Annotated in this window: 21 protein-coding genes; 13 read left to right on the forward strand and 8 right to left on the reverse strand. The window is 37.7% G+C overall.

What is annotated here, in order from left to right; all coding sequences use genetic code 11:
- Window positions 1–3: 3 nt before the first annotated feature.
- Together D1B32_RS04600 and D1B32_RS04605 are read left to right on the forward strand one after the other, a co-directional pair.
- Window positions 4–813, forward strand: a complete 810-nt coding sequence (locus tag D1B32_RS04600) for an NAD kinase (RefSeq protein ID WP_095309476.1) — start codon at window positions 4–6, stop codon at window positions 811–813.
- A 15-nt stretch (window positions 814–828) separates the two neighbouring features.
- Window positions 829–1,701: an RluA family pseudouridine synthase gene (locus D1B32_RS04605; RefSeq protein ID WP_118888749.1), complete on the forward strand. Its 873-nt coding sequence runs from the start codon at window positions 829–831 to the stop codon at window positions 1,699–1,701.
- 5 nt (window positions 1,702–1,706) lie between these two features.
- Here the strand turns inward: D1B32_RS04605 and prpE are convergent, their stop codons facing one another.
- A complete protein-coding gene (prpE, locus tag D1B32_RS04610) occupies window positions 1,707–2,447 on the reverse strand; it encodes a bis(5'-nucleosyl)-tetraphosphatase PrpE (RefSeq protein ID WP_095309472.1) in 741 nt (246 codons plus the stop codon).
- 293 nt (window positions 2,448–2,740) lie between these two features.
- Here prpE and mgtE point away from each other — a divergent pair, with 293 nt between their 5' ends.
- Together mgtE and D1B32_RS04620 are read left to right on the forward strand one after the other, a co-directional pair.
- The gene (mgtE, locus tag D1B32_RS04615; RefSeq protein WP_095309527.1) at window positions 2,741–4,126 is read left to right on the forward strand and encodes a magnesium transporter; all 1,386 of its coding nucleotides are present in this window, start codon (window positions 2,741–2,743) and stop codon (window positions 4,124–4,126) included.
- Window positions 4,127–4,254: 128 nt separating this feature from the next.
- Entirely contained in the window at window positions 4,255–4,761 is a 507-nt protein-coding gene (locus tag D1B32_RS04620; protein WP_095309470.1) for a CotO family spore coat protein, read from the forward strand.
- A 51-nt stretch (window positions 4,762–4,812) separates the two neighbouring features.
- Here D1B32_RS04620 and D1B32_RS04625 read toward each other — a convergent pair whose 3' ends face one another.
- Window positions 4,813–5,298 carry a CotY/CotZ family spore coat protein gene (locus D1B32_RS04625; RefSeq protein WP_095309468.1) on the reverse strand — a complete coding sequence of 162 codons (486 nt, stop codon included), beginning with the start codon at window positions 5,296–5,298 and terminating at the stop codon, window positions 4,813–4,815.
- A gap of 234 nt (window positions 5,299–5,532) precedes the next feature.
- Between D1B32_RS04625 and D1B32_RS04630 the strand changes: the two genes are divergently transcribed.
- Entirely contained in the window at window positions 5,533–5,787 is a 255-nt protein-coding gene (locus tag D1B32_RS04630; RefSeq protein ID WP_095309465.1) for a hypothetical protein, read from the forward strand.
- Between the two features lie 43 nt (window positions 5,788–5,830).
- On the opposite strand, the gene D1B32_RS04635 is transcribed toward D1B32_RS04630, so the two are convergent.
- The 6 genes from D1B32_RS04635 to D1B32_RS04660 form a co-directional block, all read right to left on the reverse strand.
- Complete coding sequence (locus D1B32_RS04635; RefSeq protein ID WP_095309463.1) at window positions 5,831–6,538, reverse strand: DUF421 domain-containing protein; 708 nt, start codon at window positions 6,536–6,538, stop codon at window positions 5,831–5,833.
- A 195-nt stretch (window positions 6,539–6,733) separates the two neighbouring features.
- Window positions 6,734–7,156 carry a GNAT family N-acetyltransferase gene (locus tag D1B32_RS04640; protein ID WP_095309461.1) on the reverse strand — a complete coding sequence of 141 codons (423 nt, stop codon included), beginning with the start codon at window positions 7,154–7,156 and terminating at the stop codon, window positions 6,734–6,736.
- A complete protein-coding gene (locus D1B32_RS04645; protein WP_095309459.1) occupies window positions 7,153–7,671 on the reverse strand; it encodes a YjcG family protein in 519 nt (172 codons plus the stop codon). The genes D1B32_RS04640 and D1B32_RS04645 overlap by 4 nt, the downstream gene beginning before the upstream one ends.
- 95 nt (window positions 7,672–7,766) lie before the next feature.
- Window positions 7,767–8,492: an alpha/beta hydrolase gene (locus D1B32_RS04650; protein WP_095309457.1), complete on the reverse strand. Its 726-nt coding sequence runs from the start codon at window positions 8,490–8,492 to the stop codon at window positions 7,767–7,769.
- A gap of 137 nt (window positions 8,493–8,629) precedes the next feature.
- A complete protein-coding gene (locus D1B32_RS04655; protein WP_118888750.1) occupies window positions 8,630–10,444 on the reverse strand; it encodes an ABC transporter ATP-binding protein in 1,815 nt (604 codons plus the stop codon).
- On the reverse strand, window positions 10,434–12,164 hold the full coding sequence (locus tag D1B32_RS04660) for an ABC transporter ATP-binding protein (RefSeq protein WP_118888751.1): 1,731 nt from the start codon (window positions 12,162–12,164) through the stop codon (window positions 10,434–10,436). Before D1B32_RS04660 ends, D1B32_RS04655 begins: the two co-directional genes overlap by 11 nt.
- Window positions 12,165–12,416: 252 nt before the next feature.
- Between D1B32_RS04660 and D1B32_RS04665 the strand changes: the two genes are divergently transcribed.
- The 8 genes from D1B32_RS04665 (at window position 12,417) to D1B32_RS04700 (ending at window position 21,947) form a co-directional block, all read left to right on the forward strand.
- A complete protein-coding gene (locus tag D1B32_RS04665; protein WP_118888752.1) occupies window positions 12,417–13,679 on the forward strand; it encodes a nickel pincer cofactor-dependent isomerase, group 22 in 1,263 nt (420 codons plus the stop codon).
- A 258-nt stretch (window positions 13,680–13,937) separates the two neighbouring features.
- A complete protein-coding gene (locus D1B32_RS04670) occupies window positions 13,938–14,945 on the forward strand; it encodes a TAXI family TRAP transporter solute-binding subunit (protein WP_118888753.1) in 1,008 nt (335 codons plus the stop codon).
- A gap of 32 nt (window positions 14,946–14,977) precedes the next feature.
- On the forward strand, window positions 14,978–16,966 hold the full coding sequence (locus D1B32_RS04675; RefSeq protein ID WP_240033730.1) for a TRAP transporter permease: 1,989 nt from the start codon (window positions 14,978–14,980) through the stop codon (window positions 16,964–16,966).
- A 21-nt stretch (window positions 16,967–16,987) separates the two neighbouring features.
- Window positions 16,988–17,716 (forward strand): FadR/GntR family transcriptional regulator, encoded by a 729-nt coding sequence (locus tag D1B32_RS04680; RefSeq protein WP_118888754.1) that lies wholly within the window; start codon window positions 16,988–16,990, stop codon window positions 17,714–17,716.
- Window positions 17,717–17,841: 125 nt separating this feature from the next.
- Window positions 17,842–18,579 carry a FadR/GntR family transcriptional regulator gene (locus D1B32_RS04685; RefSeq protein WP_118888755.1) on the forward strand — a complete coding sequence of 246 codons (738 nt, stop codon included), beginning with the start codon at window positions 17,842–17,844 and terminating at the stop codon, window positions 18,577–18,579.
- Window positions 18,569–19,981: an FAD-binding oxidoreductase gene (locus D1B32_RS04690; RefSeq protein WP_095309446.1), complete on the forward strand. Its 1,413-nt coding sequence runs from the start codon at window positions 18,569–18,571 to the stop codon at window positions 19,979–19,981. Before D1B32_RS04685 ends, D1B32_RS04690 begins: the two co-directional genes overlap by 11 nt.
- The gene (locus D1B32_RS04695) at window positions 19,974–21,254 is read left to right on the forward strand and encodes a (Fe-S)-binding protein (protein ID WP_118888756.1); all 1,281 of its coding nucleotides are present in this window, start codon (window positions 19,974–19,976) and stop codon (window positions 21,252–21,254) included. The genes D1B32_RS04690 and D1B32_RS04695 overlap by 8 nt, the downstream gene beginning before the upstream one ends.
- A gap of 240 nt (window positions 21,255–21,494) precedes the next feature.
- Window positions 21,495–21,947, forward strand: a complete 453-nt coding sequence (locus D1B32_RS04700; RefSeq protein ID WP_095309442.1) for a DUF4429 domain-containing protein — start codon at window positions 21,495–21,497, stop codon at window positions 21,945–21,947.
- Window positions 21,948–22,081 lie beyond the last annotated feature (134 nt).

Here is a 22,081-nt window from a genome sequence, read left to right on the forward strand (position 1 = left end):
TGGATGAAGTTTAAAATTGTTTCAAAAGGTGATGAGCGTTCTAATAAGATTAAAGCAACGATGAAACAATATTTGTCAGAATTTGATTTAGAATATGATAAAGTCGAGCCAGATCTCGTTATATCGGTTGGGGGAGACGGTACTTTTCTGGAGGCATTCCATCGATATAATCATCGGCTTGAAACAACTGCGTTTATTGGTCTCCATACAGGGCATTTAGGATTTTACACGGATTGGGTTCCGTCTGAAGTGGAAAAGCTAATTATTGAAATTGCCAAAACACCGTTTCAAACAGTAGAATATCCATTGCTCGAAGTAATTATTCGTGGGAAAACAGGGGAAAAGGAAGATCGTTTTTTGGCACTTAATGAAGCAATGATTAAAACTGCTGACGGTTCTTCAGTCGTTTTTGATGTGGAGATCAAGGGAGAGCATTTTGAAACATTCCGCGGGGATGGGATTTGTATTTCTACTCCTTCTGGAAGTACTGCGTATAATAAAGCGCTTGGCGGAGCAATTTTACATCCGTCACTTGAAGCGATACAAATAACGGAAAATGCATCAATAAATAACCGCGTGTTTCGTACAATCGGTTCGCCATTGGTGTTGCCAAAGCATCATACGTGCTTCTTAAAACCAATGAGGGACAGCAGTTTTTTAATTCAAATCGATCATTTTATAAAAACATACACGAATGTGAAATCAATTCAATGCCGTGTGGCGAATGAAAGAATCCGCTTTGCGCGTTTTAAACAATTTCCGTTTTGGAATAGGGTACGGGATTCCTTTGTGGCGGATGATGATAATAGATAGTGAGGATTTTATAAAATGAATTGGGTAATTGAAAAAAAATACGCAGGATTAACTATTCGTGAGTATTTGCAAGGTATCCATGGTTTTTCAAGGAGAATTATTATTGCGATAAAGCAAGAGGGGAAGCTCCTTGTAAATGACTTGGAGAGAACAGTTCGCTATGTTCTGGCGGAAGGGGATGTGCTAGAAATTCATTTTCCAGCTGAAAAGGTAAGCGATAATCTTCAACCTGAAAATATCAATTTAAATATAGCCTACGAAGACCAAGCTGTAATCGTTATTGATAAACCGGCTGGAATGGCAACGATGCCGTCTAAAAACCATCCGTCAGGTACGATGGCAAATGGGCTAATTGGATATTACAGGAGAAATAACCGTATGTTTACTTTACATGTTGTGACACGGTTGGATCGCGATACTTCTGGTCTTGTGCTTGTTGCCAAGGATAGATATAGCCACTCATTGCTGGCAAAAGCGCAGCAATCGAATAAAGTAAAACGTACATATATCGCGTTTGTGGAAGGGATTTTAGAGGCGGAGAAAGGAACTATTGATGCTCCGATTGCGCGTAAACCTGATTCTATAATAGAACGTACTATTCATGAAAGTGGGAAACCAGCCATTACACACTATAAAAAGCGCTCTGAAATTGAGAACAGAACCATGGTTGAAATTGAGCTGGAGACGGGACGAACACATCAAATTCGTGTCCATTTCTCCCACTGTGGTCATCCGTTAGTGGGAGATGATTTGTATGGTGGCTCATTACAAATCCTCAATAGACAAGCATTGCATTGTAATGAGCTATCCTTCGAACACCCAATAACAAGAGAGAATATAAAGGTTCAATCGAAGCTTCCAGAAGATCTGCAAAAACTATTGAATTAACAACCTTATGTGAAATCAGTGAATTTATCTTCTAATAATGGTTGTCGGGATGGAACAGAGATTATTTTTTCTTCAGGTAGGCGAAATGCTGTTAATCGGTTGCCAAATACACATCCAGTGTCAATATTGATTGTTTTATTCTGGATTCGTGGATTCTTCACGGGTGTATGTCCGTAAACAATCCAATTATTTCCGTGATAGTCTTTTGCCCAATCTCTTCGAATCGGTCGTCCACTACTGTCAAACTCTCCGCTAATATCGCCATAGAGTACGAAGGTTTTTACTTTTTTATCTGTACGACCAATCAGACTTTCTTTAATCCCTGCATGGGCGATGATAACGTTTAGTTCCGGTAGCTGTAAATAAAGAGGAGCTTGCTCATACAACGTAAGAAATTGCTTTTGGACCAATTTCTGTTCTCTTGTTGGCATGGATTCATATTCAGCCACTGTCGTTTCTAAACCGTGTTTTCGTTGAACATTATTGCCTAGGAAATAACGATACAATTTATTGCAATGATTACCTGGAACATAAAGTGCTTTTTTATGTTTTACAACCATTTGATAAACAAGTTGGATAACGGCTATAGAGTTAGGCCCGCGATCGGTAATATCTCCTAGAAATACTGGGGTTCGTTTATGCGGATGAACATAAATATCTCCTTTATATTCATAGTCTAATGTATTAAAAAGCTTATGCAGTTCATCGATACAGCCATGTATATCGCCGATAATATCAATTTTCAAGGAAAACACTCCATTCAAAAAAGGTAAGATTATTTCAGGCTGGCTTCATATACTAACGAAGTACGTTCAAAGATTTTTATAAAAGTGCGTGTTCTAAAAGCAAGTAAACGAAGAAATTCAATGTGCCATTTTTACCGGACTTTTTGAACAACCTTTAAAAGTGTAATGGTATCCAGTGTACATTATATTGGTTTTATTTTGAATACAAAAGAAGCGGCATTGTTTTATTTATCTCCATCTAGGGAATTAATATAAGAATGATTGTTGCTTCGTTTGGGAAAGGAAGTGGTAAGATGAGCACGAAACCGGATAGACACGAGGAACGATATGAGGAAAAAGTGAGAGAACGATTTCAAGAAGTGCAAAGCCTCCTGCTAGATGAACAGATAGAAGGTTTTCGTACGAAATTTCTTGATATGCATCCATATGATCAAGCAATGTTTTTCCAGGAGCAAGATAAAACGAACCGAATGAACATTTATTCCTATTTATCTCCTGAAGAAATTGCAGAAGTAATGATTAATATAGAGCTTGAAGATGTAACAGCCCTTTTTATTGAGATGGATCCTCGCTATGCTGCAATGGTATTTTCGAAAATGCCTGCAGATGATGCAGTGGATGTGTTGAATGAATTAGACAAAGAAGAAGTTGCTAGTTTTTTAACGATTATGGAAAAGGAAGCAGCGGAAGAAATAAAACAATTGCTGCATTATGAGGAAAAAACTGCCGGTAGTATTATGACGACAGAATATGTCGCCATCTACCAAAATGAGACGGTAAAAGAAACGATGCAGCTTTTGAAAAAGGAAGCTCCAGATGCAGAAACGATTTACTATTTATTCGTCCTTGATGATTCCAAACGCTTAGTAGGTGTTCTTTCAATTCGAGATTTGATTGTCGCAGATGAGGATACACGAATAGAGGAAATAATGAGTGGGAGTGTTGTGGCAGTTTCTGTTGCGAAAGATCAGGAAGAGGTAGCACTAATGTTTCGAGACTATGATTTTCTTGCGCTGCCAGTTGTTGACTTTCAGTATCATTTATTAGGTATTATTACGGTCGATGATATTTTGGACGTTATGGAAGAAGAAGCAAGTGAGGACTATTCTCGACTTGCTGCGATGTCCGATACGGATAAACGGGATGACACAGCATTGACCTCAGCTAAACGACGCTTGCCGTGGCTTGTCATTCTATTGTTTTTAGGACTTTTTACAGCTAGCTTAATTGGCAGGTTCGAGGAAACATTAAATGAGGTGGCAGTGCTAGCGATCTTTATACCGTTAATTGCTGGGATGGCTGGTAACACAGGAACACAAGCACTAGCCGTAGCGGTGCGTGGTATCGCTACTGGTGATTACGATAAAGAAGGTAAGATGAAATTAATTTTACGTGAGGCCGTTACTGGATTAATTACAGGGACTGTATGTGGTATTCTTATAACAATCGTTATTTATCTATGGCAAGGTAATCTTTACTTAGGTTTGTTAGTTGGTGTTTCAATTTTAGCTTCATTACTTGTTGCAACACTTGCGGGTTCCTTGATACCAATGATTATGCATAAATTTAATATTGACCCAGCAGTAGCTTCGGGTCCATTTATTACAACAATTAATGATATTATTTCTATTCTAATTTACTTTGGAATGGCCACGACGTTTATGAGCTACTTAATATAGTTACTAAAATAACTTCTTCCGGTTGGGAGAGGTTGTTTTTTTATTTACTACCCTGTTTGGCTGGGCAACACATTTCATTTATTGGGTTCATATAATGGGGTGAGGAAAAAAGAAGGGGAGATAAATACATGAGTAAAAAAAAGTTTGCGAATGAGCCATTACTATACATCCATCAACCCACTATTGGAACGACAAAGGCACCAATGCAGCACAGTTATATGAGTGAAAGGAAAACAAAACAAAATCAAAGCAGTCCGGAAGTAATCCATTCTCCAAAAAGAGTTAATCGAAGACATCATGCATTCTTACAAGAGGAAACTACGGAAGAATTAGAAGAGACAACAGAAGCAAATGTTCAAGATAGTGAGGAGCAACAAGAAATTGAATTTTCATCACCTAGAGAGCGGCGTAAACAATTTAAGGAAATGAATACTCAAGAGCGAATTGATTATTTTCTTACACGACCCAAATTTGCCCCACAGGTTAGGTGCGAAATTAAAACAAAGGAAAAAACATATCGCGGTATTGTACTTGGAAAGAATGAAGAAGAAGTCGTTTTCAAAACCGGAAATCGTTCTGCGCCAATACAAATTGCTATCGATGAAATTACTGAAGTACAACTACTTGGATTTTAGAGAAAAACACCATTTAGTGGGAAATCCCTCTAAATGGTGTTTTTTTTAGTATTAATCAAAGTCCCTGCTGAATGCATCAATTGCTGGTAGACAAGTTACATGGCAGAAGCAATCTAAGTCAACGGTGATACAAATACCTGTGGCACGCAATTTATCTGTACTTTGATCCGTAGGACATTTTAAATGCTCACATCCGGTGTTTTCACCTTCTCTTAGCAGCAGTTCAAGAACAGCACAATGATCATTGTCTATTTTTTTCACTCTGAAAATAAAGCTAGCAAGAATTGGTCCGATTTTATTCCTTCTCTCTTTTAGAGCACCAAATCCTTTAAATGGTTTACAGCCATCCTTGCAGTATAAAATAATCGGTACTGTATCTAAACCATTACTAGGTTCGTTCTCACCCAGTAGATCGCTAATCGATTCATCACAGCTAGTGTCACAGCAATTTTCTACGATATCATTTTGTGCGTCCACAATGTCTTTAAGGATATCTACAACACAATTACCTGATTCAAAATTTTTCCCACATCCCATGAAAATAGCTCCTCTCAAATGTAATTACTTTCCTTTATAGGATATGTGTCTTTAATTGGATTGTGTGGGCATTTAACCGGGTTTTTACTGATGAACGATAAAGTGAAAAAATAAATAAAGAGGTTTACGTTTATAAAAAAAGGGTAATACATATAAAAAGAATTTAAAGGACCGACAATAATAACGTATTTTTAACGTATATATATTTAAAATAGTCTGATAAGGGGTGGGGGAATGAGTTATATTTTACCAGTAACGCACTTTCAGTATAATGATTATCAGAGACGAACCATTCAGGAAAAGGGGAATAAGCATTTTATTGAAAGTCCTTTTAAGGTAATTCTCGAAAAGGAGCATCAGGAAATTTCAACCAAATATGATGCAATTAATAGGGGAAGCAAGCGTCTATATGATACTCGAGGAGCAGACGAGGATATAGCTGGAGAGTTAATAACTGGAAAGGGCATGCACATTAATGACTATGTATAAGAAAACGCTACCTTATTGTAGCGTTTTCTTACTGTAAGGAGGTTTATGGTTCCCACTTTTGATGATTTCGATTAAGAAAAGGGAGCACAAGCAGTTTTTGATCTTTCATATATTCAGCGTAAAATACATCTTCCAGCTGATTATAACCTTGTTCGATTAATTGTTCCATTAACCATTCTTCACTTAGGTTCTTTTCTTCTAAATTATCGTATATAATTTCTCCATCGTTAATTAAGGTAGTTGATAAATCGACATCCTGTGCAGAAAGCTTCATGTCCTTTCTTGTGGGGGGTTGATAGTCGGACTTTTTTAGAACGGAAAGTGAACCATTTGCTTCTAAAATAGCAAACTCGACTTCCCGTACAGAAAATGTATCCTTCTCACGCAGTAAATGCTGCAATTGATCAATATCGAGTTTGTTTTTTTTCATTGTATCGCGAATCAATTTTCCATTATAAATAATAATGGACGGGTTACCTTCAATAAAGCTTCGAGTTCGTTTGAATTTTTGAGTTATAATTTCTGTAGTATACATCAATACACCATAAACAGTAACGACAAAAGCAATTTCCAGAACACCAGCATGTGGATCGAATAATGCATTACCGACAAGTTCTCCCAACAATAAGGCAGATATAAAATCAAATGCTGTGATTTGCGAAATTTGTGTTTTCCCTAATACCTTCGTTGCAATAAATAGAGCAAAAAAGCCGAAAACAAGTTCGTAAAACATCGTAAAATATTCTTGCATAATTATTGCCCCCTGTTAAAAGCATTTATCGTTTAGTGTATCCAAGTAAAGAGATATCATGTAAAAATGGAATTGGTCGCTAATGGAAAAGGAATTTGAGGTAGATGCCGCTTTCGGTGATAAAGATTTAAGGTGTGCAAATCTAAATGAGAAAACAATAAAAAACGCGCTACACAATTGTAGCGCGAAGATGTTTTAGAGTTCCTTTACCATGGTAATATGTGGAATTCCAGCATCCAGAAATTCTCCGGATACAGTTTTATATTCTAATTTCTTGTAAAAATCCTCGGCATGCGTTTGGGCATTTAATTTTGCCTTTTGATAACCTTTTTGAGCAATTGCTTTCTCCATTGCATCAATAAGTTGTTTGCCGCAAGATTTTCCACGATAATTTTTTACTACACAAATACGTTCTAATTTACCATATTCATCAACAAATCGAAGGCGACTTGCAGCAATAGGCTTATCCTGGTCATACATCACGAAATGTGTTGCGATTTTTTCAAATTCATCGATTTCTTCTTCTGGAGGAACGTTTTGTTCATCAACGAAGACCTCCATCCGAACATGATATGCATCTTGAAGTTCTTCTTTTGTTTCTACTGTTTTTAAATTCATACTTGTTCCTTTCCAAACACAAATGTTTCATAGACAGTCCATGATCCGTTATCTAATTGATACAGTAATTGGAAGCGGTCAATCGTATCTTCAAACTGAAAAGATTCCATTTTCAATCTGCCGAAAACATCGGAATATTCATCATGTACGAGGTCCTGAGCGATTGTAATGTGCGGGACAAATGGATGCTCATTATTATCCTCGAATTTATCTACATGCATTTTTGCTTGTAAATCCATTAAAGCTTGAACGGGTTCAACCTTAAAATAAATCGTATTCGTGACGGGCGAAAACGTACTGACTTTATTAATATGAATGGTAAATCGATCTGTCTCATTAGCAATATGTTTCATTTCCGTAATCAATTCATCCAATTTATCATCATTCGCTTCAAAAGACCTTTTAAGCGTGATGTGCGGTGGAATCAAAGCATAATGAGGATCATAACGTTTTCTGTATGCATTTGCTTGGTCTTGAATTGGTTTTGATGGGAAAATTGCAATACCATAGTTCATTAATAAAACCTCCTGCATTGTAGTTTATTTTATGATGAATGAGTGCTGTCAATATGTTTATCTTTTAGTATACCAAAAATTCTATAAGAAAAGAATTAATTAAACATTGTCGTGAGAACTCGTGTCATATCTTGTTGCCAATACTTCCACGTATGTTTTCCATTTTCTATCTCATCATAATAATAGGTGGATCCTTTTTCTTGTAGCAGCTGATTAAGCTTGCGATTTGGTTCTAAAAAATCGGCTTTATTGCCATCAGTCATATGAACTTCTGTTTCCAACTCTCCGATTGTATGATAAATGTCCATGGAGTCAAGAGAGCCAGAATTTGTTACAGCATCTAATACATAATTATCGACATACGGAGATTGCATGACGACTTTACCAAATGTATTTGGATATTTAATCGCGGTCATTAATGCAAGTGTTCCTGCTAAGGAATCACCCATCAACGCTCTTGACTGTCCCATGTGATAGCTCGGAATAAGTTCATCTAATAAGGGGACAACTTCATTAACCAGAAATTTTGTATAGGCTTCATTTTGTTCACCACTTGGATGATACTTTTTCCTGCGATCATGTTTATCCTGATAATGGATGCCGGCGAATACAGTATTGGTAATTTCGTAGCTGTCATGCAGCTTGTCGCTAAGTGTTGCAACCCTTCCCATTTGAAAATAATCATTCCCATCCTGCATCAAGCAAATATTATATTTGTAGAGGGGTGAGAATGATTCTGGCTGATAAATTTGAATAGACATTTTTTCATTTAGAAAGCGACTATCAATGTCTTTAACGAGCATTGTACCTTTTCTACCCAAAATATACACCTCATGCTTTCAGTTTATCAATCTGTACATATTTAACCATAGTCTATCACTAACGTGTAGCACCTGTCACCTAATGAAAAGAAGCCTAGAGTTATTCGGTTTCGGTTAAGAAATATCATAGCAAGCGCTCATTGCACTTGTCCTTTGTAAAGCTTGTAATAGCTGCCTTTTAGTTTGATGAGTTCTTCATGGCTGCCTTGCTCTATTATTTTTCCGTCCTCAAGCATGATGATTGTATCTGCCCCTTGGATTGTATTTAATCGATGTGCAATTACAAAGCTTGTTCTTCCAACCATCAGCCGCTTTAATGCAGCTTGAATTTTCAATTCTGTAATGGTGTCAATATTACTGGTCGCTTCGTCTAATATTAGGATGGAGGGAGCTGCAAGCAAAGCGCGTGCAATCGTTAATAATTGCTTTTGACCTTGGCTAATTCCACTACCATCTTGATCGAGGATGGTATCATAACCATTTGACAGCTTCATAATGAAATCATGGGCATTCGCATCCACAGCTGCATTTTCAACTTCTTTATCTGTGGCATGAAGTCGACCATATCGAATATTTTCCCGGACGCTGCCGTGGAAGAGAAAGGGATCCTGCAGTACAAATGCCATATGCTTGCGTAGACTGCTTCGTTTAATGGATTTTAAATCAATTCCATCTAATGTAATTTTCCCGGTATGATAATCATAAAAACGTGAAATTAAGTTAATAATTGTAGTTTTACCTGCTCCAGTGTGACCGACAAACGCTACAGTCTCACCAGGCCTTGCTTCAAAACGAATACCTTTTAATATAGTTGTATCCTCATAACCGAATGTAACGTTATCAAATTTAATATTCCCTTTCGTTCTTTTCACTTCAATTGAATTTGTTTCATCAGATTCTTCTTTTGTTTCGTCCATAATTTGAAACACCCGTTCAGCACCAGCGATAGCCGATAACAGGACATTAAATTGGTTCGATAGTTCATTAAGCGGACGTGTAAACTGACGTGCATATTCAGTAAAAATTACAATTACCCCAACGGTTACAAGCTGTTGGTCGTAAACAACAAGAATTCCGCCAACTAATGCGATTAAAGCAAAGCTAAGGAAATTGAGCATATTCATGATTTTTGGGATAAAACCGGCAATCGTAAGTGCCCAAAATCCAGTTCGTTGGAGGTTATGATTTCGTTCTTGGAATTCCCGAATTACTTTCTCTTCCTGTGAGTATGTTTTGACAATATGCTGACCGGAGACGATTTCTTCCACGTACCCGTTTACTTCACCCAGGTCATTTTGCTGTAATTTATATAATGGACCCGTGCGTTTTGTAATCCAGCGCATAGAGAAAAACATCGCTGGAATAACAGACATGGTTACAACTGTTAAGATTGGACTTAAATAGAGCATTACTGCGATTGTTCCAACCAATGTTAAGACACTAGCAAAAATCTGAATAACGGATTGATTGAGCGTGTTATTCACGTTGTCAATATCGTTGGTTAAGCGACTCATCAGTTCTCCGTGCTGTCGTTTATCAAAGTACGAAATCGGTAGCCGGTGGAACTGTTTGAAAAGGTCCTTCCGTAATGTATACACGGTTCTCTGCGCGATGCCAATCATCCAGTAATTTTGCAGGAAGATAGATAACGAGTGGAACAAATAAACAATCATTAAGCCTACTAGCAGCATCCCAAGACCACCAGCTTGACCGGTTACGATATAATCATCGATTGCCATCCCAACCATAAATGGACCGAGAAGACTTAGACCAGAACTAAGTGTAACCATAAGAATGACAAGAAATAGCTTTCCTTTTTCTACAGTTAAATAATTCCATAATCGTTTTAATGTGTTCCCCATATTTTTTGCTTTTTTCTTATTATCTATAGCTATATTTTCTAGCGGTATTTTTTCATATTGAAAAGGAGCTTTTAATTGATTACTGGACATGTTCATACTCCTTTCCAAATTGGGATGTCACAATATTTCGATAGATGTGTGAAGCTTGTATCAACTCCTGATGTGTTCCCATAGCAAGAATTTTTCCTTCATCAAGAAGCATAATGCGATCTGCAGTGCTTGCTGTAGAAATCTTTTGTGTGATGATAAATACAGTACAGTTATATGCTTCAATTGCAGTAAGCAGTTGAGATTCGGTTGCTAAATCGAGCGCACTCGTACTATCATCGAGCATTAATATTTTGGGCTTGCGAATCAAGGCACGTGCAATTGAAATACGTTGTTTCTGTCCTCCCGAAAGGTTAACACCTTTTTGCCCGACTCTTGTATCATATTGATTTGGGAGACCCATAATAGTTTCGTGAATTTGTGCATCTTTAGCAGCTTGAATAATCTCCTCTATCGTCGCAGCATTTTTTCCCCATACTATATTATCTTTAATAGATCCTGAAAATAACAGGGGACTTTGCGGAACATATCCAACGCTCCCGCGAATTTGGTCAAAACTATATGTAGTAATCGCATTATCATCGACAAGGATTTTTCCTTTGTTGACGTCATATAATCGTGGCAAAAGCTGGAATAATGATGTTTTACCAGAGCCGGTTGAACCAATGACAGCGAGTTTCTCTCCGGGATTAATCGTAAAGGAGATATCTTCTAATGCAGGCTTGGCTGCACCGGGGTAGGTGAATGAAACCTGATGATACGTTACTTTTCCTCGTATCACAGTCATTTGCTTATTTCCTTCTGTATGATCAGTAAGGTCGACTTGAAGAGATAGAACTTCATCAACTCGTATTGCGGAAGCTTTAGTTCGCGAAATTGCCATGATAATAAAGGAAAACATGGAAATTGCCATGGCTACACGTAAGGCGTAGTTAACCATTGTAACTACTTCGCCGACATTCGCATTTCCAGTAATCATTTGTTGATTTCCAAACCAAAGAATAACAAGGATGCTTACGTTCATAACAAATAAAAGTACAGGCATCGACGATTCAACAAAACGAAAGGTTCTGCGCGTAGAATCTGCAAGCCCAGCATTTGCTTCCCTAAAGCGATTTTCCTCAAAGTCTCTTCGAGTAAATGCCTTTATTAGACGCATTCCTGCAAGGTTTTCTTGCATCACCCGATTTACTTGATCCACATAGCCTTGCACATTAGCGAACATGTTGCTAGCCAGTTTAAGCACGTATAATAAGAAGATAACTAGTAATGGCACAGTAATTAAGAAAATCAGTGCAAGCCTGGCATTTACGATGAAAGCCATTAACACACCACCAATTACAATTAACGGTGCTTTTGCCATAATTCGCAGTGCCATAAATATTGTATTTTGAATTTGTCTAATATCATTTGTAAACCTCGTTACAAGGCTTGACGTTGGATACTGGTTCAGATTTGCAAATGAGAACTCCTGAATTTTTTCAAATAGCTTTTGGCGGATATCATAACCAAACGCAATACTAACGTGTGAAGAGAGAAAGGAGTTCGTAATCCCAGCTGCCAACGATAGAAATGAAAGACCAATCATAATAGAGCCCCACATTACAATTTTACTTAAATCTTGATTGACAACTCCTTGGTTAATCATTAAACCTAAAAATAACGGCAGAAGTAATTCTACTGCAAGCTCCATCAGCATTAGAATGAAAGCTATGACAGCAGGGAATTTATATGGTTTTAAAAAGGAAAAGACATTTCTCAATTGTGAGCCACCTACAATCACGGATAAAAACAATTTTCTTACTATTATAAAGTGAGGAGGGGATTTTATCCACTATTCTATTTCGAGTATCGAAATGTTGAAAAGGTTGTTTTATGCTAAAAATAATGAAGCCTGTTCCTAGATAATAAGTTTGTTTGCTAAATTAATCGACAATTCATATATTTGACTTGATTAATCAAGGATAGAAGATAAAATTAGAGAAATAGTGGGGGAAAAGGAAGGGGACTCAATATGATTTTATACGAGATTGAACAGAAGTTTAAGAGGGAAAAACTAATTGATCTGAAAGGACAGGTAAGGTCTGAATTAAAATTGAACAAACAATTGAATTCGCTTCCAAAAAAAGCAGAAATTGCAATAACAGCAGGGAGTCGCGGAATCGACAATATTGTAGTTATTTTAAAGGAGATTATCAAGTATCTACATCAATATGGTTATCGTCCATTTATTGTGCCGGCTATGGGAAGTCATGGTGGAGCAACGGCAGAAGGACAAATGGATGTGCTTCGCTATTTGGGTATTACGGAGGATGTCATGGGTGTGCAAATTCGTTCTTCGATGGAAGTGATCGATCTTGGTACAACTCCTGAAGGGTTGCCTGTTTATATGGATAAACAGGCATATCATGCTGATGGAATTATTGTTGTTAATCGAATTAAAGCACATACAGCATTCCGAGGCAGCGTCGAGAGCGGATTAAGCAAAATGGCTGCAATTGGTTTAGGTAAACAGAAAGGAGCAAGTTTTGTACATAGCGAAGGGGCAGCAAATATGGAACAAAATATTTTGGCTGTGTCTAAGTATGCTTTACACCATGCTCCAATAAGTATGGGGTTAGCAATCATTGAAAATAGCTATGATCAAACAGCTATTATTCAAGGGATAGACGTGGATAAATGGTTTGAACAAGAATCAGACCTTTTAAGAAAATCAAAGGATCTAATGCCGAGCCTTCCATTAAAAGAAGTTGATTTATTAGTCGTGGAGGAAATGGGTAAGAATTACAGTGGTACTGGGATGGACCCGAATATAATAGGAAGATGGCGTATTGATGGAGTAGATGAACCAAAAGAGCCAAGTATTAAGCGTCTGGCAGTACTGGATTTATCCGAACAATCATTTGGAAATGCACAAGGAATAGGGCTAGCAGATTTCACGACCGAAAAACTAATTAACAAAATAGACCGGGATGCTACCTATATGAATGCTCTAACAAGTACATTTTTACGAAGAGTAATGTTTCCGCTTTATTATGCTTCCGAGCGACAAGTATTAGAATATGCGTTTAAAAGCTTAGGACCAAAAGCAAAGTGGGAGGAGACCGATTACATCCAAATCCCAAATACGCTTCATCTAAATAAGATGTTAGTCTCAGAGAGTGTCTTACGTAAGCTAGATAGCAATGTTATAGATTATACAATCGAACGCAAGGTACGGTTGGATTTTATAAATGAAGAATTGAAGTACCGACTTTCAAATGTTTATATAACCTAACATATCGGTAAGTATAGAGGGTAGATATCTGAATCTGTAACTAAAGCTTAACGGTGCTGCTAAGGATGATAACTTAGTAGCTTTTTTGTTTAGGTGAGAGAATATCTATTATGATTTGTTTAGCAAACAAATTAATTTCAGATTTAAACAATAATAAATTATTTTCAGAAAAATATTGATTTTGAAAGTTATAATATTATATACTTGTAATACAAGTTTGCAAAATATATCGAATTTATATCGGAGGGGTTGGAAAAATTGAAAAAGTTAGTTATCCCAATTCTATTAATGTTAGCGCTTACTATTTCTGCTTGTGGGACAGCAAACAGTGGAACGCAGTACATCTCAATTGCAACAGCTTCATCAGGAGGTACATATTACCCGATTGGTGTAGGAATCGGAAACCTGTGGTCTGAAACCATTGATGGACTTAAAGCAACTGGACAATCCTCAGCTGGTTCAGTAGAAAATGTTGATTTGTTAAGGAAAAATGAGGCGGATTTAGCAATCTTGCAAGGTTTAATTGGAGCCCAGGCGTATGAAGGTACTGGTATTTTTGAGGATAATTCCTATAAGGATCTTCGGTCAATGGCAGTGCTTTGGCCGAATGTGGAACACTTTGTATTAATGAATAACAGAGTTAAAACTGGAACGATTGAAGATATTGCAGGTGATTCCTTTTCTGTAGGACCACAAGCAAGCGGTACAGAGCAATCAACATTAGTCATTATGCAAGGTATCGAATTAACAAAAGAGGATATAACTCCAGAATATTTAGGTTATGATGATACAATTTCAGCTATGCGTGATGGCCGTCTTTCTGGTGGGTCACTTCCAGCTGGTACGCCAGTTTCCGCAATTATGGATATGTATGCGAGCAAAGTGAATGCCAGTGTATTAGAAGTAACAGATGCCCAGCTGGACCAGATTAATAGTCTATCGAATGCGTGGGTTCGTTACGTCATTCCAGCTGACACTTATCCAGGAGAGAGCGAAGAGATTCATACAATTGCACAACCAAATTTTATCGCTTTATCAAAAGAAATGGATGAAGATTTGGTTTATGAGCTTACGAAAACAATGTTTGAAAACCTTGAGAAAGTACATGAAATTCATAATTCAGCTAAAGATGTTTCTTTAGAAACAGCATTAGCTGGTTTGCCTGCCCCACTACATATTGGTGCTTACAGATACTTTGAAGAGCAAGGAGTAGAGATACCAGAAGAGATTATTCCTGTCGAAGTGAAGGAATCTCAAAGTGAATAAGAACTACTTTAAAAAGAAGGATGGTGGACTTTATGGAAAATAAAAAAATGGCTACAGATACACAAAATGTAGATGCGGACAAAGAGGGTGGCGGTGGCGCTAGAAAACTGAAAGGAATGCAAGCTTCCATAATTGCTGTAGTTGCATTAGGTTTATCCTTGTTTGCTATCTATGTAAACAGCTTTATGAACATCCAGGAAATTTACCGCAATATTGTTTTTCTAGGGTTTGTCCTTATATTAGGATTTTCCTTATACCCGGCAATGAAAAAAGGAGATAAATCAAAAATATCAACGATTGACCTCATTTGGATTATTGCAGGTTTGTCTGGAACCATTTATATTCTATTTAACTATATCGTCATTCATAGTGTTAGAATCTCTCAGGCGATTACAATCGATTATGTGTTTGCGGCAATTACAATAATTGCACTTTTGGAAGTGGCAAGAAGAAGTATTGGAATATTTATCCCACTGCTTTCGCTATTTGCAATTGTATACGCTTTATTTGGTCCATATTTCCCTGGGGTGTTAGGACATGCTGGATTTACGTTAGAGCGTTTATTGTTCCGTTTTTATATGACAACAGAAGGTATTTTCGGTATGACTTTATCGATTGCAACAACCTATATTATTCTGTTTATCTTATTTGGTGCTTTTTTAAATGCGAGTGGTGCAAGCAAGCTATTCAATGATTTGGCTATTGCCCTAGCGGGACAGCGACGTGGTGGACCAGCCCAAGTCGCAGTAATATCAAGTGCGCTAACTGGATCATTAAGTGGTAGTGCAGTTGCAAACGTAGCTACTACTGGTCCATTTACAATTCCATTGATGAAGAGTATTGGGTTAAATTCACGATTTGCTGGTGCGGTTGAAGCTGCTGCGTCAACAGGCGGGATGATTATGCCGCCAATTATGGGAGCAGCTGCATTTATTATGGCTGGATTTCTCGGTGTTAGCTATAACATCATCATTATTGCTGCTATCATTCCTGCATTGCTTTACTATGGTGGATTAGTAATTGCGATTGATATTGAAGCTAAAAAGCGAGGACTTAAGGGGATTAGTAAAGATTCCATTCCACAGGTCTGGTCTGTTTTAAAAGAAGGAGGCGTACTGCTGCTTCCGCTGATTGTTGTAATCGGGACTCTATTGAGTGGGAAGACTCCAATTGTAGCGGGATTTTCCGGTATTATTTCTGCCATTATTGTCAGCTGGTTAACGAAGGACAAGACAAATCGAATTACGTTTAAAAAAGCTATCCAAACATTAATAGATGGTGCAAAAGGAACCATTCAGGTTACGGTTGCCTGTGCCTCAGTTGGTATTCTAATTGCTGTTATAACGATGACAGGTCTTGGATCTACACTTGCATATAATATAATCAATATTTCTGGTGGGAATTTAGCAATTATTCTATTGCTGGTTATGGTTACTTGTATTGTACTAAGTATGGGATTACCTTCAACTGCACTTTATATTGTAGTAGCAGTTACAGCAGCACCTGCGTTAATTGAGGCTGGTGTAAATCCAATTGCAGCACACTTTTTTGTGTTTTGGTTTGGTGCACTTTCCAATATTACACCACCCGTAGCATTAGCTGCTTACACGGCATCCGGAATATCTGGAGGCGATCCGATGAAGACATCCTGGACTGCTTTAAAGCTCTGCCTGCCAGGTTTTATTATTCCGTTTATGATTGCATACAATCCAATCCTTGTTATGCAAACGGCTACAGGTGAGTTAGCAACCTTTATGGAAGGCTTAATCGTTTTTGTAACCGCATTACTTGGCGTATTTGCTCTATCCATCGCGACATTCAATTACTTTAGTATGAAGCTAAATATAGTTGAACGAATTGGCTTTTTTGCGATTGCATTTTTACTTATTAAACCAGGGATCATAACTGATTTATTAGGATTAGGAATTGGAGCAATTATTTTAACGTGGCATATTTTACGAACGAATAAAATAAAACAAAAACAAAATACGGCTAGTGGTGATAAAGTGATTGGTGTTTAACTAAAAGAAGGAGGGGTATGGTTGAAAATTGAAAGAAAGAAAGTATCCGAATTGGTGCTCGAGGAATTAAAAGAGATGATAAAGGCTGGCAAATTTCCTCCGAACAGTCAATTGCCCTCTGAGAATGAACTCGTTAAGATGTTTGGAGTTAGTCGCTCACCTATACGAGAAGCATTAAGCGTATTAGCAGCAGGTGGTTTAATTGAGTCCAGGCAGGGTGGGAGAAGCTGGGTAAAAGAAGTGAATGTAGCTGAAATGTTAAAACAAGTACATTTTGAAATGATTAAAGTAGAAGAAGTACAAAATTTACTGGAATTACGTACCATTGTTGAATCAAATGCCGCTTATCTTGCTGCTAAGCGGCATAAGCAAGAGGATATAGTTGATTTAAAAGCAAGCCTTGAAGCGTTTAGTCAAACGGTTAAAGACCCCTATATAAATGGGTTTGAAGCTGATTATGCATTCCATCGAATTATCGTTCGCTCAGCTTATAATCCTTTTTTGACACAAACAATGGATAATATATCGGACCTCCACTTAAAAGCTGTCCAGTTTTCTTTATCCAAAAACCAAGGCTGGGAGGTTCGACGTAAAACCGTTTATGCTGAACATGAAAAAATTTACCTTGCGATCAAAAATCGAGATGCGCAAACTGCTATGGAAGCCGTTGCTGAACATTTAACGAATGCTCGGATTAAACTTGGAGATAAGCGTGTTACTGTAGAGGATAATACAAGTGAAATTCAGTAATTATATGGGAAATATCCATCATAATCGATTATATCTGATGAAATACGTGCAAATGTCTTAAATGGGTATTTGCATGTGTCCAGTGGACTGTCCACTAGACCAACAGCTGAGATGGAGGTAATTATTTGGAGTTTCAAGCAATACAAAAGAAGAAAAAAATCTATCAAAATATTATTGATCAAATTAAACATTCCATTGCTGAAGGAACTATTCAGCCTGGCGATAAATTACCGTCAGAACGCGCACTTGCAACGATGTTTAAAGTGTCAAGAACCTCTGTAAAAGAGGCAATGACTGTTCTGGAATCCTCTGGGATTATAACTGTCCGGCCAGGAGTAGGGATGTATGTGAACACGGAAGCTAATTACGGCACACTTCTTGAATTTTCCAACGTGATAGGTGACAACCTATATGATTTTATGAATCTGATTGAATTGCGACAGACGATCGAAGGAGACGCTGCTTTTTATGCAGCGAAACGGATTACGAAGCCCCAAAAAGAACGGTTGGAATCGGACTATGAAAATTTAGTAGTACTAAGTCTCGAAGGCAAGATTGCGATGAAAGAAGATTACCAATTCCATTATACAATTGTTGAAGCTGCAAATAATCCTGTCATGTTAGAGATTATTAAATTAGTAGCTGATAAGATTTTAATCCATTTACGTGAGAGCCGAGCGTACTCCATAACAGATGATTCATTAAATGCCCAGGTTATAGAAGAGCATAAGCAGATTTTTCGTGCAATTATAGAAGGAAGACCAGATGCAGCAAAAGAGGCGATGTGGAAGCATCACCAAGGCATTAAATTGCGCCATCAGCAGTTTCGTATAAATTCAGGAGGGATACGGAATGATTCATGACACAATCATCCAGTTGTTAAAAGAGATTATAAAGGATGAAAAGCGAATATTAACAGACAAAGTAGACTTATATAGTTATTCCTATGACTCCTCGTTTGGGGTATATCTCCCAGATGTAGTTGTTCAGCCAAAGGAGACAAAAGAAGTAGCTGAAATGATGAAGCTGGCAAATAAATACGAAATACCTGTCTACCCTCGTGGGCAGGGCACAAGTTTAAGCGGCGGTCCTTTACCAGTGAAAGGAGGGATTGTTTTTGATTTATCCAAATGGGATAACAAATTAATCATTGATGCTGAAGATATGGTAGCGGTTGTTTCACCAGGGGTTATAACGGCGGATATTAATAATGCCGCAATGGAAGCAGGGATGATTTATCCGCCTGATCCGAGCAGCTCAAACGTTTCAACGATTGGTGGTAACTTAGCCGAAAATTCAGGTGGCCCGCGTGGGTTGAAATATGGCGTTACGAAAGATTATGTCATTGGATTGGAGGTTGTAACACCAGAGGGAGAGGTAATTCGTACAGGTGGAAGAACTGTTAAAAATGTAACGGGCTATGACTTAACGAAATTAATCGTTGGTTCAGAAGGCACATTAGGGATTATTACGGAAGCGATATTACGTCTTTTTCCAAAACCACAAGCGACAAAAACATTGATGGCAGTTTTTGACGATATAGTAGATTCCGGTCGAGCAATTACAAATATATTGAGCTCAGGAATTTTGCCTTCCAAACTAGAAATAATGGATAACGCAACGATTAATGCCGTTGAAGCCTATGAACCACTTGGTCTGCCTATCGAAGCGGAGGCATTATTATTAATTGAATTAGATGGTCACCCAGCAGCAATTGAGGATGAAATTATTCGTGTTCAGCAGGTATGTGAATCTAGTCAAGCAAGTGAGGTGAGAGTAGCTAACACAGTGGAAGAGGCTAATGAGCTTTGGAAGGCAAGGAAACTTGTATCCCCTGCAATTGTTCGTGAAAAGCCTACAAAAATTTCGGAGGATGCAACGATTCCAAGAAGTAAGATTCCAGAAATGTTTAAGCGGTTAAAAGAAATTCGAGAAAAGTATCACATTCATTTAGTAGTATTTGGTCACGCAGGTGATGGAAATCTACATCCGAACATTATTGCTGATCAACGTGATCAAGAAGAGATGCGCCGGGTTGAAAAAGCAGTAGAGGAAATATTCGAAGCGGCTATTGAACTTGGCGGCACATTATCTGGAGAGCATGGTATTGGTACATTAAAAGCTCCGTTTATGGAAATGGAACTCGGTGAAATTGGACTGGATATGATGAAGCGAATCAAAGAAAGCTGGGATCCGAAAAACGTGCTAAATCCTGGCAAGATTTTTCCGGAGCCAGGTCAAAGGCTGGTGTTAACCAATGGCTGAGCTAGCATATGAAGAAACGTTTGATTGTGTACAATGCGGCTACTGCTTACCAGCTTGTCCAACATATATAACAATGGAGAAAGAAACGCACTCACCAAGAGGGCGAATCAACTTAGTGAAAATGGCAGCCGAAGGGAAAATTACGTATTCTGAACTAGAAGGACCAATTAATCTTTGCCTTGGATGTCGAGCATGTGAAGTGGTTTGTCCGACAAATGTACAATACGGGACGATTTTAGAATCAGCAAAAGAATTTATCGAAGAAAACAAGAAAAAAGAAACGCCAAAACGTGTGAAGTTATTTCGAGAATTTCTATTTAATAAAACAATCCCTAATAAGAAAATCTTGAATACTGTAGGCGGAGGAATTGCATTATACCAAAAATCCGGCTTGCAAAAGGTAGCACATAAAGCAAAAGCAACCAATATTTTACCAGAAAACCTACGTACGTTTGAGAAAATCCTTCCGAATGCAGAAGGCAGTATCAAACGCAGAAAACGGGAAGAATACTATCCGCCAATCCACCGTCCTGCATTTCGCATCGGATTTTTTACAGGATGTGTGATGGATACGATGTTTTCATCGATTAATACACAAAGCATTAAGTTACTCCAATTAGCTGGATGTGAGGTAACAGTTATTAAAGAGCAAACCTGTTGTGGTGCCTTACAAAGTCATAGCGGAGAAACGGAAATTACAAAAAGATTAGCGAAAGAAAATATTGAGGCATTTGAAAAACACAGCTTCGATTATATTGTAAACAGCATTGGTGGCTGCGGTGCTATGCTCGTCGAGTATGATAAATTATTTGCCGATGATCCAGAATGGGCGACCCGAGCAAAGCAGTTTGCAGAAAAGAATGTAGACATTAGCGTTATTTTAAGTCAGTTGAACCTACCATTTGAAAAGGAAATCAATAGAGCCGTGACATATCAACCATCCTGTCATATGAGCAATGTCCAGAAGCGGGTGAATGAACCGTTGCAATTATTAAAATCTGTACCAGGAATCACATACTTAGAGTTTCCAAAAAAGGATATGTGTTGTGGATCAGCGGGCATTTACAATATTGTAAATTATAATGAATCGATGGAACTTATTGATGAAAAGATGAAGCACTTGACCACTATAACACCAGAAGTAATTGTTACAACAAATCCGGGCTGTCACCTGCAGATGAAGGTTGGGGTGGAGCGAGAAGGATTGACGGATCAGATTCAGGTTGTTCATTTAATAGAATTATTGGCGGAAGCTTGTAAGGTTGAAGGTTGAGATTTATTGCTTGAGATTAATTAAATAAAGAGCTCTGGCATGGAACCAAAGAGAAATTATAAGCTCTTTTGCTCTACTAAGTGTGGTATAAGAAAATAAAAATAATTATATTTTCAATAAAACTCCTTCGAGGTAAGGCCTATTTATCCACTTTAATATAGCTAAGAGGATTCCTGGAGTTTTTTAAATTGAAAAAACTTTCCACCTTACCGATAATAAAAAAAGGAGGGAGTTGGCACTATGGCTGAATTTTATTTTAAATCAAATGGTAAGTTCATTGTCACCGTGGAAAATGGTTATCTGAGATGGAAAAGGAAAGGGTTTCAAAATTACTTAAACCAAGGTTCTAAAGGAGAGAAGAGTATACCGATCAAGAGCATAACGGCAATACAAATAAAAGAACCGCGCTTAACAACTGGATATATTCAATTCGCATACAGTGGAGCATCTGAAAGTAAAGGCGGTGTTTTAGACGCGGTCAAAGATGAAAACACCATTACTTTCTTAAAAAAAGAATTAGATCAGGCTATTGAGTTGAAGAATCTACTGGAAACCTTGCAAAATGAAGACAATTCGGTTATGACTAAATCAAGTGACGCTGAAGAACTAATTAAATATAAGCAGTTGTTGGATGATGGTATTTTAACTCAGGACGAGTTTGATGCTAAGAAAAAACAAATACTAGGATTATAAGCATCTCATAATGAGGTGCTTTTTATTATTGTAATAAGAGAATCGTTTGCAGGGGACACAATTGTAACCTGTACCAATCTGAATCCTTATATCCTTCGAGATTATGCAGTAAATGTAATGATTAGGGAGAGGTG

Source organism: Oceanobacillus profundus (assembly GCF_003515705.1).
GTDB lineage: Bacteria > Bacillota > Bacilli > Bacillales > Amphibacillaceae > Oceanobacillus > Oceanobacillus profundus.

Coding starts and splice junctions, on each gene's coding strand:
- D1B32_RS04625 (WP_095309468.1), bottom strand. CDS start 5,298: ATGGGATGTGGGAAAAATTTTGAATCAGGTAATTGTGTTGTAGATATC.
- mgtE (WP_095309527.1), top strand. CDS start 2,741: ATGAGCACGAAACCGGATAGACACGAGGAACGATATGAGGAAAAAGTG.
- D1B32_RS04635 (WP_095309463.1), bottom strand. CDS start 6,538: ATGCAAGAATATTTTACGATGTTTTACGAACTTGTTTTCGGCTTTTTT.
- D1B32_RS04700 (WP_095309442.1), top strand. CDS start 21,495: ATGGCTGAATTTTATTTTAAATCAAATGGTAAGTTCATTGTCACCGTG.
- D1B32_RS04645 (WP_095309459.1), bottom strand. CDS start 7,671: ATGAACTATGGTATTGCAATTTTCCCATCAAAACCAATTCAAGACCAA.
- D1B32_RS04620 (WP_095309470.1), top strand. CDS start 4,255: ATGAGTAAAAAAAAGTTTGCGAATGAGCCATTACTATACATCCATCAA.
- D1B32_RS04675 (WP_240033730.1), top strand. CDS start 14,978: ATGGAAAATAAAAAAATGGCTACAGATACACAAAATGTAGATGCGGAC.
- D1B32_RS04665 (WP_118888752.1), top strand. CDS start 12,417: ATGATTTTATACGAGATTGAACAGAAGTTTAAGAGGGAAAAACTAATT.
- D1B32_RS04630 (WP_095309465.1), top strand. CDS start 5,533: ATGAGTTATATTTTACCAGTAACGCACTTTCAGTATAATGATTATCAG.
- D1B32_RS04605 (WP_118888749.1), top strand. CDS start 829: ATGAATTGGGTAATTGAAAAAAAATACGCAGGATTAACTATTCGTGAG.
- D1B32_RS04695 (WP_118888756.1), top strand. CDS start 19,974: ATGGCTGAGCTAGCATATGAAGAAACGTTTGATTGTGTACAATGCGGC.
- D1B32_RS04600 (WP_095309476.1), top strand. CDS start 4: ATGAAGTTTAAAATTGTTTCAAAAGGTGATGAGCGTTCTAATAAGATT.
- D1B32_RS04690 (WP_095309446.1), top strand. CDS start 18,569: ATGATTCATGACACAATCATCCAGTTGTTAAAAGAGATTATAAAGGAT.
- D1B32_RS04640 (WP_095309461.1), bottom strand. CDS start 7,156: ATGAATTTAAAAACAGTAGAAACAAAAGAAGAACTTCAAGATGCATAT.
- D1B32_RS04655 (WP_118888750.1), bottom strand. CDS start 10,444: ATGTCCAGTAATCAATTAAAAGCTCCTTTTCAATATGAAAAAATACCG.